Annotated in this window: 15 protein-coding genes; 9 read left to right on the top strand and 6 right to left on the bottom strand. The window is 45.1% G+C overall.

Annotation, left to right across the window (positions count from 1 at the left end; translation table 11 throughout):
* Positions 1-254 precede the first annotated feature (254 nt).
* The 3 genes from RH949_RS23935 to RH949_RS23925 all read right to left on the bottom strand — a co-directional run bounded on the left by RH949_RS23935 (position 255) and on the right by RH949_RS23925 (position 1,820).
* A complete protein-coding gene (locus tag RH949_RS23935) occupies positions 255-1,202 on the bottom strand; it encodes an aldo/keto reductase (protein ID WP_446356652.1) in 948 nt (315 codons plus the stop codon).
* A 139-nt stretch (positions 1,203-1,341) separates the two neighbouring features.
* Complete coding sequence (locus RH949_RS23930) at positions 1,342-1,572, bottom strand: hypothetical protein (protein WP_006098479.1); 231 nt, start codon at positions 1,570-1,572, stop codon at positions 1,342-1,344.
* Entirely contained in the window at positions 1,569-1,820 is a 252-nt protein-coding gene (locus RH949_RS23925; RefSeq protein ID WP_044204771.1) for a hypothetical protein, read from the bottom strand. Before RH949_RS23925 ends, RH949_RS23930 begins: the two co-directional genes overlap by 4 nt.
* A 261-nt stretch (positions 1,821-2,081) precedes the next feature.
* Between RH949_RS23925 and RH949_RS23920 the strand changes: the two genes are divergently transcribed.
* The 3 genes from RH949_RS23920 (at position 2,082) to RH949_RS23910 (ending at position 6,053) form a co-directional block, all read left to right on the top strand.
* Positions 2,082-3,566 carry a BCD family MFS transporter gene (locus RH949_RS23920; protein WP_446356680.1) on the top strand — a complete coding sequence of 495 codons (1,485 nt, stop codon included), beginning with the start codon at positions 2,082-2,084 and terminating at the stop codon, positions 3,564-3,566.
* A gap of 136 nt (positions 3,567-3,702) precedes the next feature.
* Positions 3,703-4,509, top strand: coding sequence for an inositol monophosphatase family protein (locus tag RH949_RS23915; protein ID WP_446356650.1), 807 nt, complete (start codon positions 3,703-3,705; stop codon positions 4,507-4,509).
* A gap of 557 nt (positions 4,510-5,066) precedes the next feature.
* Positions 5,067-6,053 (top strand): 3'(2'),5'-bisphosphate nucleotidase, encoded by a 987-nt coding sequence (locus RH949_RS23910; protein WP_006098716.1) that lies wholly within the window; start codon positions 5,067-5,069, stop codon positions 6,051-6,053.
* 95 nt (positions 6,054-6,148) lie between these two features.
* Here the strand turns inward: RH949_RS23910 and RH949_RS23905 are convergent, their stop codons facing one another.
* Together RH949_RS23905 and RH949_RS23900 are read right to left on the bottom strand one after the other, a co-directional pair.
* On the bottom strand, positions 6,149-6,988 hold the full coding sequence (locus RH949_RS23905; RefSeq protein WP_006098403.1) for a DUF928 domain-containing protein: 840 nt from the start codon (positions 6,986-6,988) through the stop codon (positions 6,149-6,151).
* Positions 6,989-7,143: 155 nt separating this feature from the next.
* Positions 7,144-8,031, bottom strand: a complete 888-nt coding sequence (locus RH949_RS23900; RefSeq protein WP_157453019.1) for a DUF928 domain-containing protein — start codon at positions 8,029-8,031, stop codon at positions 7,144-7,146.
* A 527-nt stretch (positions 8,032-8,558) separates the two neighbouring features.
* Here RH949_RS23900 and RH949_RS23895 point away from each other — a divergent pair.
* From RH949_RS23895 to RH949_RS23870, 6 genes are all read left to right on the top strand, one after another.
* On the top strand, positions 8,559-10,259 hold the full coding sequence (locus RH949_RS23895) for a CHASE2 domain-containing protein (RefSeq protein ID WP_446356647.1): 1,701 nt from the start codon (positions 8,559-8,561) through the stop codon (positions 10,257-10,259).
* 3 nt (positions 10,260-10,262) lie between these two features.
* Positions 10,263-10,421: a hypothetical protein gene (locus tag RH949_RS23890; RefSeq protein ID WP_157453020.1), complete on the top strand. Its 159-nt coding sequence runs from the start codon at positions 10,263-10,265 to the stop codon at positions 10,419-10,421.
* The gene (locus RH949_RS23885) at positions 10,422-10,940 is read left to right on the top strand and encodes a phage tail protein (RefSeq protein WP_446346802.1); all 519 of its coding nucleotides are present in this window, start codon (positions 10,422-10,424) and stop codon (positions 10,938-10,940) included.
* Positions 10,941-11,274: 334 nt separating this feature from the next.
* A complete protein-coding gene (locus tag RH949_RS23880; protein WP_446356644.1) occupies positions 11,275-12,249 on the top strand; it encodes a hypothetical protein in 975 nt (324 codons plus the stop codon).
* A 136-nt stretch (positions 12,250-12,385) separates the two neighbouring features.
* A complete protein-coding gene (locus RH949_RS23875) occupies positions 12,386-13,117 on the top strand; it encodes a TVP38/TMEM64 family protein (protein WP_446356642.1) in 732 nt (243 codons plus the stop codon).
* A gap of 206 nt (positions 13,118-13,323) precedes the next feature.
* Positions 13,324-13,557: a DUF433 domain-containing protein gene (locus RH949_RS23870; RefSeq protein WP_006098613.1), complete on the top strand. Its 234-nt coding sequence runs from the start codon at positions 13,324-13,326 to the stop codon at positions 13,555-13,557.
* Positions 13,558-13,632: 75 nt separating this feature from the next.
* Here RH949_RS23870 and RH949_RS23865 read toward each other — a convergent pair whose 3' ends face one another.
* Entirely contained in the window at positions 13,633-15,684 is a 2,052-nt protein-coding gene (locus RH949_RS23865) for an NACHT domain-containing protein (protein ID WP_446356639.1), read from the bottom strand.
* Positions 15,685-15,815 lie beyond the last annotated feature (131 nt).

The following is a 15,815-nucleotide window of genomic DNA, read 5'->3' as shown; positions in this document are numbered from 1 at the left end:
AACCTTGACTATAGGTTATGTCAGATATAGCGTCAAAGCTTGAAAAATTAATCCGTTTGCGCTATGTGTAGTACGTCTGGGAAGTTTTGAGTTTTGATCCTTCGCTTCGCTCAAGGGATATAGTTTGTAGGGGCGGGTTTAGGGACAAACTTGAATTGTTTTACCTAAATTTTTTGGCAAAACCCGCCCTTATTCAATTTTGAGTGAACTCCCCCATCTCTCCATCTCCCCATCACCCCATCTCCCCTGCACCATCAAAAACCGCGAGTCACCTGATCCAACTGTTCCACCTCTTCAGGCGTTAAACTCCACCCCAACGCCCCGGCATTTTGCTGGGCTTGCTGGGCTGTTTTCGCCCCCGGAATTGGTACGACGCCTTGGGCAATTAACCAATTTAACGCCACCTGTGCAGGCGTGCGATCGTATTTTTCCCCCAATTGGCGCAACAGTTTAATCACAGGGGCAATTTTCTCTAACCCCCCTTTACTGAAACGCGGATCAAGACTACGCGCCCCTGTGGGTTTCACGTAATTTTCTGGGGTATACTTCCCAGTTAATAATCCTTGGGCTAAAGGACTATACGCCAAAATCGTCACCCCCAACTCCCGCGCTGTATCCAAAACCCCATTCCGTTCAATTTTCCGCTCCAGTAGGGAATATTGCACCTGATTCACTGCTAAAGGAATTCCCCTGGCGGCTAGATAACCGTGTGCCTCCCGCATTTGTTCAGCGGAGTAATTACTCACCCCCACCGTGGCAATTCTCCCCCGTTGCACCTCATCCGCCAAGGCATTCATTAGGGTTTCTTGACTCATGAAGAAGCTGAAGGGAGAATGAACCTGATACAGTTCGATTTGCTCAACCTGTAACCGTTTTAAGCTAGCCGTTAAAGCGTCCGATACTGACTGTGATGTAAACCGCCAGGGTACAGGAAAGTATTTTGTGGCAATCTGGGCTGGACGCCCGAATTCTTTCATAAATCGTCCCAACAGCGACTCGGATTCTCCTAATCCGTACACTTCCGCTGTGTCAAAAAAGCTGACTCCTGCATCTAAGGTAGCGGCAAAGGCGTCTCTTACCTGAGATACTCCATAATCTTTGCCGTAGCCCCAAAACAGCGTATCGCCCCACGCCCAAGTGCCGATGCCAACACTGGTTAGGGTGGGACCATTTTCAGCCAAGGTGGTTGTCTGTATTGTCATTCCCTGCGCTCTGAGTTTGTTACATTTCTTAATGTTTATTGTATCGGGTTAGATAGCGAGTTGGCACAGGCGCTGCCTGTAGGGGAACAGCACTGCTCATTGGTGTCAACTTAAGGTGCAAACTAATACTGACAAGGTTTTAAGCTGTGTCTATATACTCCTTGACATTTTCCCCCTCATCCCCTAACCCCAACTCCGGTCCGTGGGGAGAAGGGGGATCGGATTCTCTTACTCCCCTCTCCCCGGCGTGATACTGCTGCCAAATTGGGATGCTCCCGAGGGGTTGGGCATCAAGCCAGTCTACAACTCGCTGATTGGGCTGTTTAGCAACCAGTTCGGAAATGAGGCAGGTATCAAGGAGATAGGTCATAGGACAAAACGATCGCCTGGGACAGAGCGATCGCGACTGAGGTCGAGTTCTCCAGTCGCAGCGACTTCAGCCAAGGGAGAGCAGCGAAAAAACTCGGAAAGCTGGGTGGAGGATTCTGGGGAAGGGCTATTCCAAATATCGTTGAGACTTTGGGCAAGCAGTTGGATGAGGCGAAGTTTGTCGCTGGGTGGGAGACCCAGAAGTTGTTGTTCAAGTTCTGGAGATAGGTCAAGGATGGAGGTTGCCATAGTCTTTGCCGAGCCAAAATTTACGTTTATTCTATCTTTCTCTATCCTTGCTCGTCGGACTATTGTCAACTAAGGGGCATTAACCACATTTTCCCAGTTGAAAGCCTAGAGGATTCCGATAACCTCCCCGCACCAGAGATTTCTGAGTTTGTTACATTTGTGCATATTTCTTGGATTTTATCGGGTTTATTGGTTACAGACCCTCAGGAAACGTATAGTTTTATAAGGTCATCCAGAAAAAGCGATCGCGTCTTAACGGCTATGGAAACCAGTGATTTTACTCAGTCTTCGTCCACTCCCTCATCCCCAGACAAACCCCTGCCCAGAATCAGTATTTTAACCATGTTCCGCCTGGGTTTATTCCAGATGGGGTTAGGGATTATGGCGATTCTCACCTTGGGTATCCTCAACCGGGTAATGATTAGCGAACTGGGGATTAATCCCGCTTATGCTACGGGGGTATTAGCCATGCATCAACTGGTTGCCCCAGCTAGAATTTGGTTTGGTCAACTTTCTGATGCTAAACCCCTATTTGGATATCACCGCAGTGGTTATGTTTGGCTTGGCACCGCCGGATTTACGATCGCGGCTTTTTTGGCGGTTCAGGTGATGTGGCAACTGGGTGCAGCCGTACAAACCGCTGGAGGCTGGACATTAAATACCGAAATATTAGGCTGGACAGGGATATTGGGATTAATTTTTACCCTCTATGGTTTAGCCCTGAGTGCCAGTTCTACCCCATTTACTGCCATGCTGGTGGATGTTTCGGATGAGGACAATCGCTCCAAGTTAATCGGCACAACCTGGTCAATGCTAATGGTGGGTATTATTATTGGCGGGATTACTGGGGGAATCTTGCTCAAAAGCCTTGATCCGGCAGAAACAGGCTCACAGGTTAGTGCAGAGGTTCTCTCATCACCCTTAGCCACATTACAGACTCCCCTCAATCGCCTGTTTATCATCGTGCCACTGGTGGTGATCGGATTAACCCTGCTGGCAACTCTGGGAATTGAGAAAAAATACTCCCGCTACGCCTCCCGTTCAAGTTTAGTGGAGCGAGAAGACCAAGTTACGTTGGGTAGAGCGCTGAAAGTGTTAACCGCCAGTCGCCAAACGGGTTTATTTTTCACCTTTTTACTGGTGATGACAATTAGCTTATTTATGCAGGAAGGCGTGTTAGAACCTTATGGCGCTGATGTCTTTGGCATGCCCATTAGTGAAACGACTCGGCTCAACTCCTATTGGGGCTTAGGCACATTAATCGGTGTGAGTACCACCGGGTTTTTAGTCGTACCTCGTATCGGTAAGCAGAATACGACGAAATTGGGATGTCTATCCGTAGCCATTAGCTTCTGCCTGATTATTCTAGCCGGATTTACGCAACAGGGGGAGATTTTGAAGCTGGCGATGCTGTTATTTGGTCTAGCGGCGGGAATCACCACCACGGGAGGATTAAGTCTGATGCTGGATTTAACAGCAGCGGAAACCGCCGGAACCTTTATTGGCGCATGGGGATTAGCCCAAGCGATGGCGCGGGGGTTAGCCACCTTTATCGGCGGTTGGGTGTTGTCCATTGGAGAAGCCTTGTTTACCGCACCTGTGTTAGCGTATGGTTTGGTATTTGCCTTGCAAGCCGTAGGCATGATTGCCGCGATTTGGTTTTTGGGACGAGTGAACGTGCAAGAATTTCGGGATAATACCAAGCAAGCGATCGCGACGGTTATGGAAAACGATTTAGACGGATAATATTGTAGGGGCGGGTTTGACGATTATCGGTTTGGGTTGACCCAGATGTAACGAAACCCGCCCTGACCTAATTTGGGGTGTGACAATTTCTGTCCTGGAACTCCGGATGAGGGATTATGTAATGGATGTTTAACCAATGAAGGAATTTTGGGCGTCTGTACTTGACTTTGCTAAAGAGATTACTAACCATGTCGGTATCCAACTCCTGCCTGATTTTCGCCAGGTACAGGCGTCGCAGAAAGCGGATGGGAGTTTGGTAACCAAAGCAGATCATTGGGCGGATGAGACACTTCGTCGGGCGATCGCGTCTCGGTTTCCTAGTCACGGAATCCTCAGTGAGGAAGGGGAACATCGCTTTCCAGATACAGAGTGGTGTTGGATTATCGATCCCTTAGATGGTACGACTAACTTTACCCGAGGCATTCCGATTTGGGGGATCTCTCTGGGCTTGCTGTATCATGGCACACCTGTATTTGGATATGTCCATTTCCCCCCGATTGGGCAATCCTTTCATGGCTTTTGGGCGGGAGAATCTGGATTACCCGATATTATCCCTGGCGCGTTTATGAATGAGTTTTCTATCCACAGTAGTCCGGATGAACTCAGTAGTAACCACTTTTTCAACCTTTGCTCTCGCAGTACCTCCCTCTTACAGCAACCCTTCCCCTGTAAAATTCGCATGTTAGGGGTTGCCAGTTATAACTTCATCACCGTTGCCACAGGAGCGGTTCTGGGCGGGATGGAAGCAACACCCAAAATTTGGGATATTGCTGGGGCGTGGGTGATTGTGAAAGCCGCAGGTGCGGTTTGGGTGTCGTTGGAGTCAGACCCAATTTTCCCGTTGAAAGCAGGTCAAGATTATGGTGGGCGATCGTTTCCTACGTTAATTGTCAGCCGTGCTGAATTAGTGGATGTATTTAAATCCTATATCCAACAAAATTAGCTCCCCCACCCAGACGTTTTACCGGAGTAGAGACGTAGCATGCTACGTCTCTACAACCCACGCTCGCCATAGTGCCATGGCACGGAAAGGAACATTGCTTCCCCATCACCCCCTCATCCCATCACCCCCTGCTCCCCTGAAATCTTGGCGAGAACCTTGATGATCACTCTGCCGAGAGGTCATTATGGAAGCGGCAATACGTTACAGCGATCGCTCCTAGCCATTTGCTACTGTACAGATTAATCCGGCTACAGGGAAAGGGCAGATCGTGATCAGTGGTGACATCGGGACAGTTAAACCTAGCCCAAGGGTGCAACCAAACGGTACTTAAGGTAATACGGGAAGCGGCTTCTCTACCAGTAGCAGGGTATCAACGTTGAAAGGCTCACGAATAAGAGTTTTTTACGCAAGCCCCCACGATGGCGATTGCCCTCGTTACCCGCATAAAAAATAGTGGTCTGGGGGTAAGGACGGGTTAAAGCCGCTTAATTGGGTGTTTTACCTTCCCGTCCTTAGCCAGGTTTTTTGAGAGTATTATGGAGCAATAGAGATTTATCATGTCTTACGAGCAAGAAAAACAGGTAGCTATTGAGGCAGCGCTGACAGCAGCCAAACTGTGTGAGCAAGTTCGCCAAGAACAGGTGACTGAAGCCATGGAAAAGAGCGATAAGAGTCCAGTCACAGTGGCGGATTTGGGTTCCCAGGCGGTTATCTGTCGAGCGTTAGCGATGGCGTTTCCTGATGACCTAGTGGTGGGTGAAGAAGATGCGTCCCAGTTGCGTCAACCCGAAATGGCTGACCAATTGAATCGGGTAAGTCACTACGTCAAATCTGTCGTTGGTGATGCGACACCGGATCAGGTATTGGACTGGATTGATCGCGGTAATAGTCAGATTGGTGGGCGCTATTGGACATTAGACCCCATCGATGGCACAAAAGGGTTTCTGCGTCAAGACCAATATGCTGTGGCTTTAGCACTAGTAGAATTGGGTGAAGTGAAACTGGGTGTTCTAGTTTGTCCCGCCCTACCCGTTTCCCCAGATCAACCTGATGGAGAAAAGGGTGTCTTATTTGTAGCGGTACGGGGTCAGGGAGCAACCATGGTTCCTATATCGGGCGGAGAACCTCAGCCGATTCAGGTAACAAAGGCTGATAGTCAGGAGGCGATGCGCTTTGTCGAGAGCGTGGAATCCGGTCACGGGGATCACTCACGACAGGATGCAGTTGCCAAAGCCGTAGGCATTACGACGCCTTCGTTGCGGATGGACTCTCAAGCCAAGTATGGTGCAGTCGCATCGGGTCGTGCATCGCTTTACCTGCGTTTGCCATCACCCAAGTCTCCAGATTATCGGGAAAAGATTTGGGATCACGCGGCGGGAACGATTGTGGTTGAGGAAGCTGGCGGACGGGTGACCGATATGTACGGGAAAGCCCTCAACTTTTCTCTGGGTGCCAAACTGTCTGATAATCAGGGGGTCATTGTCAGCAATGGTGTGATTCACGATACCGTGCTGGACGCCTTGCGAGAAACGGCGAGCGTGTAAAAAGGTTGCTGATATAACGTCTGTTAGCGATCAAAAAGGGAAAAGGTTAAACCTTTTCCCTGGAACCGATGACTCACAACCTTGAGTCAAACAGCTTAATTTTCAGCATTGGTTTCAACAGGTGACCCAGAATGACTCACCAACGGTGCTTCAATCAGTTGATCTAGACCGGCAAAGTTCAAGGCAGATTGCCAATTCTCTTGAACTTGAGGATCATTAGTATAATCCTGACGTAACTGAGCCAATATACCTGCTGCATCCATCCAGAAGCCATATTCAGCAAAAATAGCTGGCTTTTCCCGTTCTGATGCATTGGCTAACTTTTGAGCAAGTTCGGTTTCTGGAGAAACACGCTCAACCCACCCTTCAACCGTCAAATTTCCAGAAGCATCACCCCCCTGCTCACAACTGAGGGAAAATACCCACTGGTACTTTTCCGATTCCTTGAGTAGCTCCTCTTCCTCTGTCATCGGTTCTGGCAGAGTGAACATGACAATTCCTGGCGTTTCGTTTAAAGAAACCATTTCGTGATAAATAATCTCTTTGTCTGGACTCAGCAATGCAAATTCTGCTTCCTTGGCTTGAGTCTCACCCACGTAAACCAAGAATGTCGGATTCGGTAATGCCGTTACTTCAACTGGAATTGTGTTTTTTTCCGCAACTTCTGGTACTAACGGTGTGACTTCGACTTCCTCTCCGTAACACATACCCGAACCTCGCGAGAATCCTGCGGTTCTCCACCGAGACGCTCTAATGTTTCGGTTACGAAATCGCAGACCTTTATTTCCAGCGAAGAGGGTTTCTGAAGGCTTCTGATGATTGTGACTGGAAGAATTTGGTTTGAATCCAGCGATTGCCATGGCACTGGCACTCATCACCAATCCCAGAGACAACATCAGGGAAAATGTTTTCAGATAGATAGAGGGCTTTTTCATGTTACGTTTTGCCAATGGCAGCACTTGAGACAAATCTATTCTGTATATGTATGTAGAGACGTTCCGGCTGAACGTCTCTAGGTCGGGAAAAGAGGATAAGCTTTTCCCTTTAAGGTGTATGTCATATCCTTGTAGGAATCAGTGTTTGGAGGGTGTTAATTTTCAACCCCAGATTCAGCTGACTCAGGACTATTAACAGAACGGTCTGCAACGAGATTTTCTAACCCCACCGATTCTAAGAGATCTTTCCAATCCGCTTGAACTTGAGGATTATTCGGATAACGCTCTCGCAATTTCGCCAGTGAACTCACTGCTTCTGTCCAAACGCCATGCTCCACAAATACTTTCGGGTGATCAATGTCTGGGGTTTTGGCTAACTCTTGCTGCAAAGACTCTTCCTTGGCAACTCGCTTCACCCAGCCTTCTGCTGTAGGATTTTGACTCCAATCAGCCAGAGAGCAAGGAATGGTTACAAACCAATTGTAGGTTTGATCCACTTGTAACAACTCATTATCTGGATTAGCCGGATCTGACTCTGGGATGCTAATGCTGACAATTCCGGGAGTTTGATTGTCCAGAGAAACAGTTGTTTCATAAACAACCTCACTCCCGTCTTCAGTTATCAGCGTGAATACTGCTTCCTCTGCCTCAGTCTCAGTGATATGAACTAAGAACGTCGGAGTTTCCTCGACTGTTAATTCAACGGGAATCTGAACATTGGTGGACGATTCTTGGGTATCTTCTGGCAACTCCTTACTTTGAAGTTGTGGTAATAATGCTGTTACATTAACCTGCTTTTCTTCATCCCCTATTTTGCAGACTCCCCGCGAGAACCCTCCAGTTCTGCGCCGAGAGGCTCGCATTCTCCGCCGTCGGAAGCGTAGACCTTTATTCCCCGCGACTAACGTTTCTGAAAGCTTCTGATTTTCCTGATTAGAGGAACTCGGTTTGAGACCAGCGATCGCCAGGGTACTGGCACTCATCACTAATCCCAGAGACAACATCAGGGAAAACGTTTTAAGATATATAGAGGGCTTTTTCATGTTACTCCTTGCCAGTGGCAGTAATGGATACAATTTTCATTAACGCGGTAGTAGAGAGCTAGAGCCAAGTCTGTGTATTTATCTAGCGTATTCATTTACAGACCGACTCCTCTCTATTCGGCAAAGTTTCCTGTTGTAGCGGTAAAGTGTATAGTGACGCTAAACCAGGTTACCTCATTTTTTTATTTATAGCGACTCAGCCAAGGTGATGGGCAATCAGCGTCTTCACCGTCTCAGCTAACTCAGTGTACAATTTAAACCCTATGACAACAATAAACTGCCTGGGTACTATATTATATACTAATATTCTATCTGATTCGTCTGTAAACTCTAGTATCATTACAGTTCTTTAAAAAAAGTGATGAATATCTGGAGACACTTTGAAAGTGGCTATAGTGTTTTAACTTCACGTTAATTTATATTAAGTTTGATTATCCGAATCCAAGGTTCAGAATTCAAAAAAACTCCGCCGTAAAGTAGGCGTTGTCAGTGAATTAACCCTCAGGGAAACAGGAGGCAATACCAAGATGATGTCTGAAATGCGTTCATTTTTCACCCAACATCCCGTAGGTAAGGGAATCATGGCATTTGGCGGCACAGTCGTTCTGACGAGTGTTGTTGTTACAGGGGTGATTGTGGGACTGCGACAGTTGGGGGCGTTAGAAGGCTCTGAATTGAAAGCGTATGACCAACTCGTGCGATCGCGTCCAGAATCTGAGCCAAGCGATCGCGTGTTAGTAGTGGGGATTAGCGAAGAGGATATCCGAAACTATAACCAGTTTCCGATAACGGATGCCACATTAGCGACGCTACTCAAGAAACTAGCAGACTATCAACCCCGTGCGATCGGGATTGACATTGGACGGGATGTGCCTATTGGCGAAGGTCGTGAGGATTTAATTCAGGTTATTGAGCAAAACGATAACATGGTCGCCGCCTGCGTCATGAGTTCTGCGACTGAACCCGGAACACCACCTGCCCCTGGAACTCCCCCAGAACGGGTTGGTTTTGCCGATATGCAGCTTGATCGGGATCAAGTCATTCGCCGCACGGCGTTAGTTTCATTTCCTCCGTTTGTGGAACCACTCCCAGAAAATCCCCATCTGTGTCAAGATCCGGATAGCCTCCTCTATTCCTTACCGTTTCGGTTAGCTACGTCATATCTGGAACAAGAGGGAATCGAAGAAGAATTAACCACCCCAGAGGAATTCATCAAGTTGGATTCCACGATATTCCTTCCTCTAGAAGACCAATCAGGTAACTATAGTTACACAGGTGCGTTTGACTACCAAATCATGATCAATTGGTCAGGTGAGAATGCCATTAAACAAGTAACCCTGACCGATGTCTTAGAAGACAACATTGATCCCAATCTCGTCACAGACCGAGTGGTTTTGGTCGGGTACACCGCCAGCACAGCGAATGATGATTTTGCCACACCCTTTAGTGCAGCCGCTCAGGATCGAGTGTTAATGCCTGGGGTAGTCCTTCATGCTCAAGTTGTCAGTCAAATTATGACTACCGTTTTAGAGGGTCGTCCTTTAATTTGGTATTGGTCACAAGGAACTGAAATTCTCTGGATTTTTCTCTGGTCAGTTGTTGGCGGAACCTTGGCTTGGAAAATTCGCCGTCCTTGGATTCTGCTTCCGGCTGCAATAGTAGGCAGTGGTATTTTGTATGGTATTTGCTATGCTCTATTTGTCCAGCAGTCGGGATGGATACCGTTAGTTCCGCCAGCCGTCGGCTTAGTCTTAAGCACCTTTAGCGTTGTCATTATTGACCGCTACGGTCAAGTTGTGGCAAAAACAGTTAAGAAACTGCTGAGAATCAACATTGAAATCGACGAAACTCAAAAAGAAGAGCAAGTCGCCCAAATCTTAGAAACTGATAGCTTTCAAGACATTCAGATCAGAGCTGATCAACTCAGACGTCGCCGCCAAATCACCAAGCCTAAAACCTATAACAATACAGTCACGGATCAAGTAGAACTCAATTGGGAAGAAGTTCCAGAACTCGGTCAATACCAACAAGTCCTGCAACGAGCGAGAGTATTAAGACATCAGCTCAACCGGGTGGAGGTGGAACGGGACGAGGTTGAAGATGTTGAGCAGACAACGAACGGTTCGTCCGGGAGAATGCCCACGGTTAAAAAACAAGCATTTAACCCAGAAGACGAAAGTTATCTCTCACAATTACAAAGTCGGGGAAGACGGATGAGAAACAGATAAACGATGAACCAGGAACAACGAACGATTCTCTTAAAACTTGCTGCCAAGGTATCCCAAGATCCTTTACTCTTGCGGAAACTCAGCGATCGAGTGTATCAGCTTATGCAAGAGGATTTACGGAAGCAACGCGAACGCCATAAAAACTACAGAGGGTTACTATAAATGGCTGACAACGGTAATATCACCCACGAACTCAACTACGTCACCGCTAATCGATTTTACATCGAAATTGAAAGTCAGATTACGGCTTCATTTAGCGAGTGTTCTGGTTTGGGGGTTCAGATTGATAAAGAAGTCTATTTTGAGGGAGGAGTCAACGAACAGCAACGCATCTTTCTCAAGCAAGCCAAATTTGATGATGTTACTCTGAAGCGGGGAATTACCGAAGATTTAGTGTTTTGGGATTGGATTAACAAGACGCTCAATCCTGGTAAAAAAGAACGACGTAATGTCAACATCTTGGTCTTTAATCAAGCCGGAGAAACCATGCAATGTTGGACATTAATTGGTGCGATTCCAGTCGGTTGGAAAACGCCAGCCTTACAAGCGAGTTCTAGCACCGTGGCGATTGAGGAATTAACCCTTGCCTACGAAGGCTTAAAGGTTGTCGCCGAGCAAGGTGGCGGCGGTGCCAGTACCAATTTACAACGTGCTAACACTGGCTATTTCCCCAGTAACTAACTAGGTCAATTGGTGGGAAAAGGTAAAGTTAATGGAGAGAATCGTCATTTGTCATTTGTCATTTGTAAGGGTTTGAGGAATATTGACAAAAATTTGGTATTTCCACCAACCTACTTAGAGACGTGCCATGGCACGTTTTGAAGGACAGGTTTAGGAAGAATGTCACTGACTTAAGGCTGGTGGGTTTCGACTTCGCTCAACCCACCCTACGGTATATCAAGGGTTTTGGCACTCCCTAAATGAAATGCTTATTTTAGTGCCATTCGGTTTAGGACTGTTCGTGATAATTGTACCTCAAACTTGCTCTGACTAAATTTTAAGCTTAAAAGAATTGATGAAATTTTCAGAACTATCACTGGGGATAAAAAAGCCATTACTGTCGGCTAAACCTCTTGGACAAATGCCCGGTAAATTGCCCACTCTAGGGCTATTGGCTAACTCAAATGTTCATAACTTAGACATACTTTCTTCCACGGGTAGAACTGTATTAGCGGCTATCTCTCAAACAGAGGAAAAGGAATCTGTCAGGTTGGCAGAAAATGCTCAAGCTAACGATGGCGTTGGATTGAGGAACGACACCCAACGGTCAAGTATTCCCAGAAACCGGGTTTCTGGTGAGGACAACAACGAAATATCGGCATTTTACCCAAAGGTTAATCAAGCCAAATCTTTTCCACAACTTCCTTTGAATTGGCAAGATTTAAACACCATAATTCCTTTAGGTCAATTTCATAGTTTAGGTCGGTCTTCTCTTCAATCTTTGCAGGTGTTAAACCTTACTTTTGAAACTTCAATCGATCAGGAATTAGGTGAATTGTCCTTAAGCCGTTCTGAGAATGATCAGAATCGTTTACCTGAGTTAAGTTTCTCACGATTGAACTCAATCTCTTTAGACAAGAGTCATTCAGATTTAAATCTAGATAGTCAATCCTCTAGTCAAACTACACCAACCGCTTGGGAGAGTTTGGCTGAATTAATTGGTGAAGATAGTTCTGTTTCTAGTCAGGATAGCGATGATGAAGATATCGAAGGGTTCATGTTTACCCCAGAAGGATTTCGTCCTATTTATGCTAATCCCAGAAAAACATCTGGTGATGTGGCGGATTCAATTGAAGCGGAAGCAAAAACAGTTTCTGAAACCTATCAAACTCCTAGAGTAACGGTTCAACCTTCATCAACAGTTGTTCCACCCTCCCAATCCACCGAACCAGAACTCGCCAGTGAATCCAATTTGCGGATGTTGGCACAGGAAGTCTACCAGTTAGTCCGACAGCGGTTGCAAATTGAGCGAGAACGTTATCGCCGTTAAGTTTTTTATAACATGCAATTTAAACTATAATTATTTAATCAAAAACAATCTATAGCTGATACTAGATTTAGGTTAACTACCTCCATTTCTATAGAAGGGAAGCAGAGAAAACAATGGTAAAATTAAGGAAAATAAAATGGCTCAACTCAGTAAATATCGCTTAAATTCAAAGCTGAAACTGGTACTAATCGGGGGTTTAGTTGTTCTTCTGATTATTGCCACTAAACATTTTGACCTTCGGGAACTTTTGCAAGCCTTCTTACTTTGGGTTGACAGTCTGGGTGTCTTAGCCCCTATTGTGTATATGATCATCTATAACGTAGCAACACTGCTATTTATACCGGGTTCTCTCTTGACATTAAAAGGGGGTTGCTTGTTTGGCTTGTTCTGGGGTTCAATCTATGTTACGATCGCGGCAATGTTTGGAGCCATTTTTGCTTTCCTGATTGGACGCTATCTCTCGCGGGATTGGGTTTGTAAACAGATTGAGAGCAATGACAAATTCAAAGCGATTAATCAAGCAGTGAAGACAGAAGGATGGAAAATTGTCCTGCTGACTCGCCTTTCTCCTATCTTTCCGTTCAACCTCCTTAATTACGTCTTTGGCGTTACCCAAGTTTCCTTAAAAGACTATGTTTTGGGTTCCATTGGCATGATTCCAGCCACCCTGGTGTACGTTTACATCGGTTCCTTGGCTAGCAATTTAGCCACAGTCAATATGTCTAATCAACCCACCACACAGGAAACTCAAATCGCTAAATGGGTGATTCGGATCATTGGTTTAATTGCGACGATTGCGGTAACAGTCTACCTCACCTATCTTGCCAAGAAAGCTTTAGCTGAAACTGTTGTACAGGAAGAAGTCTAACCCGCTGAAACTTGGTAATGAGATTGCGATCGCTTTCCACGAATTGGGGGAATTGGCAATTAGCAAGGGGTTCGCGTACAACCACAGCAATAGGTGGATGGCTAAACCGGGCGAGTTGATTGAGTACCGCGATATCAAACCGTTGGGGGGTTGTTATATGCTATGATTAATTAGAAAAAAACAACTAATTAAGACTCAAAAAGGTTATGAGTTTAACTCCTGAATTACTAAACCGAATTACGCAAAATCCGGGTCAATGTGGCGGTCGTCCCTGTATTCGAGGAATGCGAATTCGAGTCACCGATATTTTAGAGATGTTGGCAGAAAATGTTAGCATTTCTGAAATTCTAGAAGACTTCCCTGATTTAGAACTAGCAGATATCCAAGCTTGTTTAGTCTTTGCAGCACGACGTACTGATTTTCCTCGACTAACCGCATGAAGATTTGGATCGATGCTCAACTTCCGCCCACCCTGGCAAATTGGCTGACAGAAACCCGGTTTTTTTGAGTCAGCTTTACTCTTTCTGGATTTCCAATTTGGCGAAGTGTTCTTGAACAAGGCGATGGATGAAGCGGTAGCGGTTGCCGACTCGTTGCAGGATGAGGCGTTCTGTGCAGTAGTCGAGGAAGCGGGTGATATTCCAGGGCATTTGACCTGTTAGCCAGAGGGTTAGACGCAAAACAAAATACTCAATTACAGATACCATTGCCCAAAAGCTAACTATTAATCCCACTGTAATACCATAACCAGCACTAACTTGTGTTGATTCTTGAAGCAGCAATGAACACACAAAAACAGGCATAAATCCAATTATAAATGAAACTAAAGAAGCCAATAGAGAATTAAATATTATATTTTTACTGTTGCCTATATCTCCCGAAAGTATTTTATTAAATTGACATATAAACCCTAAAAAATACACTGCTATACAAGCAGAAAAGCTAATAAGCAGCATATTAATATCTAGAGCGATTATTGCAAATAATATTGTCAAAGGTATGCCCAAAAACAAAGTTATAAATGTCCATCCCGACATATACTTTAAATCAAGTTTAATGTTTACCCAGTATTGAGGCAGAGCAGAAGATTCTCCACAAAAATAATGTATATCCACCATAAACCATGTTATTAGTATTGCATTATCTATAATCACACTTCTATGAATCCAGTTTGACCAAGTATTGAACCCATAATCATCCCAACCAAATAAAACCCATAATCCGAACTGAATAAAAAACAATAAAACTGTAAGATAACCCTGAAATTCAATAATATCGCCAAATCTTTTTTTCCATATAACATTTGAAGATTTTAATTGTTCAAAAAAATCAAAAGATGTACCTACGGATGGAAACATTATTAATAGAAGCGGAACCAACTCAATTAAAATGTTACTAAAGCTATGTGTTATATCAATGATATTTTCATGCTTTGAATTTATATCTAAGCTGATTGCCAAGTACAGCAACCCTGAATAAAATATCAATACTGCAAAAGACGAAATTACTTTGACTATTAATTCCCACCCTAAATCATTAAATATTAAGGTGTCAATTTGGTCTACACGAATGGCTTTTAACTTGACTTTATTTCCTTTACCTATTCGGCGATTTTTAGCGAGCTTTTGAGCATACTCAAATCGTGTGTTTGTTAAACTTTTTGCTATAAATATGATAATATTTTGGCTTGTCATGAAGTTATTAATGCTTTTTTCTTTCCTAATTTTATTGCAATATCTAGTTAGCATTTTTACCCGATAAATACCCAGTAAATAATCAATGCTGTTTTTTTCGGCGTTACAATTCCGCCACTCCTCAACATCAATCTGCTGATACGCAATACTCGTAATTGCTAAAAACAACGGCTGACGAATAAAATTGACAATCTTCTCTGAACCCTTAATGCTCTCCCAAAATTCCCCTAGATTGACAGAGGTAAAATAATCCCGAATTTGCTCATTCGTCAAATCCTCTAAACAAATCGCCCCATTTAAGAGCAAAATCTCTTCATAGTCCTCATATTCCTCCTTACGACTGCACACTACCAAATGCGACGGCGACAATTCACTGCTTAAAAACTGATTAATTGCCCGGACACACTTCGCCTGACGTTCCGGTTGCAATTCATCCAACCCATCCAACAACAGCACTAACTCCTTATCCTGAAGCCACTGTTCCCCGATTTCCTGACTCACTCCCTTACCCATAAGCTGAGATAGAACCCACTTCTTAATCGAAGGGTCATATTTTTCCCGTTCTCCAAAGGGCAAAAACTTAGGTTTTGTCACCTCCTGCCAACTCGAAAGCTCCAAAATCACTGGAATTGGGGCATCGCTATCCCCTTCTGCCCGCTCAATCAAGGCTTCCGCTAACTCTAATAACGTCGTGGTCTTTCCGCCCCCTGGCTTGCCCAAAATCAGGAACTTGCCGGAAATCGTGGGATTATCAAACACATCCAGAATCGTTGTCTGGGGGGGTAACTGAACGCTTCGCTGTTCTCCCACCTTCACCGACATATCCCAAGGACGTTGCACCTGCTGGGGTTGCTGTTCTTTGCCCAAATTCACGAACGCCGCCCGGTGTATAGACTGGGTTAAACGGCTTTCTACCTCGGTTCGCATCTGAGTCAATAAATTTCGACGATTGCGATACTCCTGCTTAGATAACTGTCGCCCTCCACTGTTGTAGTAGGTATTTT

This window comes from Coleofasciculus sp. A1-SPW-01 (genome assembly GCF_040217205.1).
Classification (GTDB): Bacteria; Cyanobacteriota; Cyanobacteriia; order Cyanobacteriales; family Coleofasciculaceae; genus Coleofasciculus; species Coleofasciculus chthonoplastes_A.
Note: the sequence above shows the minus strand (reverse complement) of the source record. Positions and strands in the feature narration are given on the sequence as shown.

Excerpts from the sequence above, each read along its gene's own strand:
- RH949_RS23875 (WP_446356642.1), top strand. The coding sequence starts at position 12,386 with ATGGCTCAACTCAGTAAATATCGCTTAAATTCAAAGCTGAAACTGGTA.
- RH949_RS23925 (WP_044204771.1), bottom strand. The coding sequence starts at position 1,820 with ATGGCAACCTCCATCCTTGACCTATCTCCAGAACTTGAACAACAACTT.
- RH949_RS23870 (WP_006098613.1), top strand. The coding sequence starts at position 13,324 with ATGAGTTTAACTCCTGAATTACTAAACCGAATTACGCAAAATCCGGGT.
- RH949_RS23910 (WP_006098716.1), top strand. The coding sequence starts at position 5,067 with ATGTCTTACGAGCAAGAAAAACAGGTAGCTATTGAGGCAGCGCTGACA.
- RH949_RS23880 (WP_446356644.1), top strand. The coding sequence starts at position 11,275 with ATGAAATTTTCAGAACTATCACTGGGGATAAAAAAGCCATTACTGTCG.
- RH949_RS23890 (WP_157453020.1), top strand. The coding sequence starts at position 10,263 with ATGAACCAGGAACAACGAACGATTCTCTTAAAACTTGCTGCCAAGGTA.
- RH949_RS23935 (WP_446356652.1), bottom strand. The coding sequence starts at position 1,202 with ATGACAATACAGACAACCACCTTGGCTGAAAATGGTCCCACCCTAACC.
- RH949_RS23885 (WP_446346802.1), top strand. The coding sequence starts at position 10,422 with ATGGCTGACAACGGTAATATCACCCACGAACTCAACTACGTCACCGCT.
- RH949_RS23920 (WP_446356680.1), top strand. The coding sequence starts at position 2,082 with ATGGAAACCAGTGATTTTACTCAGTCTTCGTCCACTCCCTCATCCCCA.
- RH949_RS23930 (WP_006098479.1), bottom strand. The coding sequence starts at position 1,572 with ATGACCTATCTCCTTGATACCTGCCTCATTTCCGAACTGGTTGCTAAA.
- RH949_RS23895 (WP_446356647.1), top strand. The coding sequence starts at position 8,559 with ATGATGTCTGAAATGCGTTCATTTTTCACCCAACATCCCGTAGGTAAG.
- RH949_RS23905 (WP_006098403.1), bottom strand. The coding sequence starts at position 6,988 with ATGAAAAAGCCCTCTATCTATCTGAAAACATTTTCCCTGATGTTGTCT.
- RH949_RS23915 (WP_446356650.1), top strand. The coding sequence starts at position 3,703 with ATGAAGGAATTTTGGGCGTCTGTACTTGACTTTGCTAAAGAGATTACT.
- RH949_RS23900 (WP_157453019.1), bottom strand. The coding sequence starts at position 8,031 with ATGAAAAAGCCCTCTATATATCTTAAAACGTTTTCCCTGATGTTGTCT.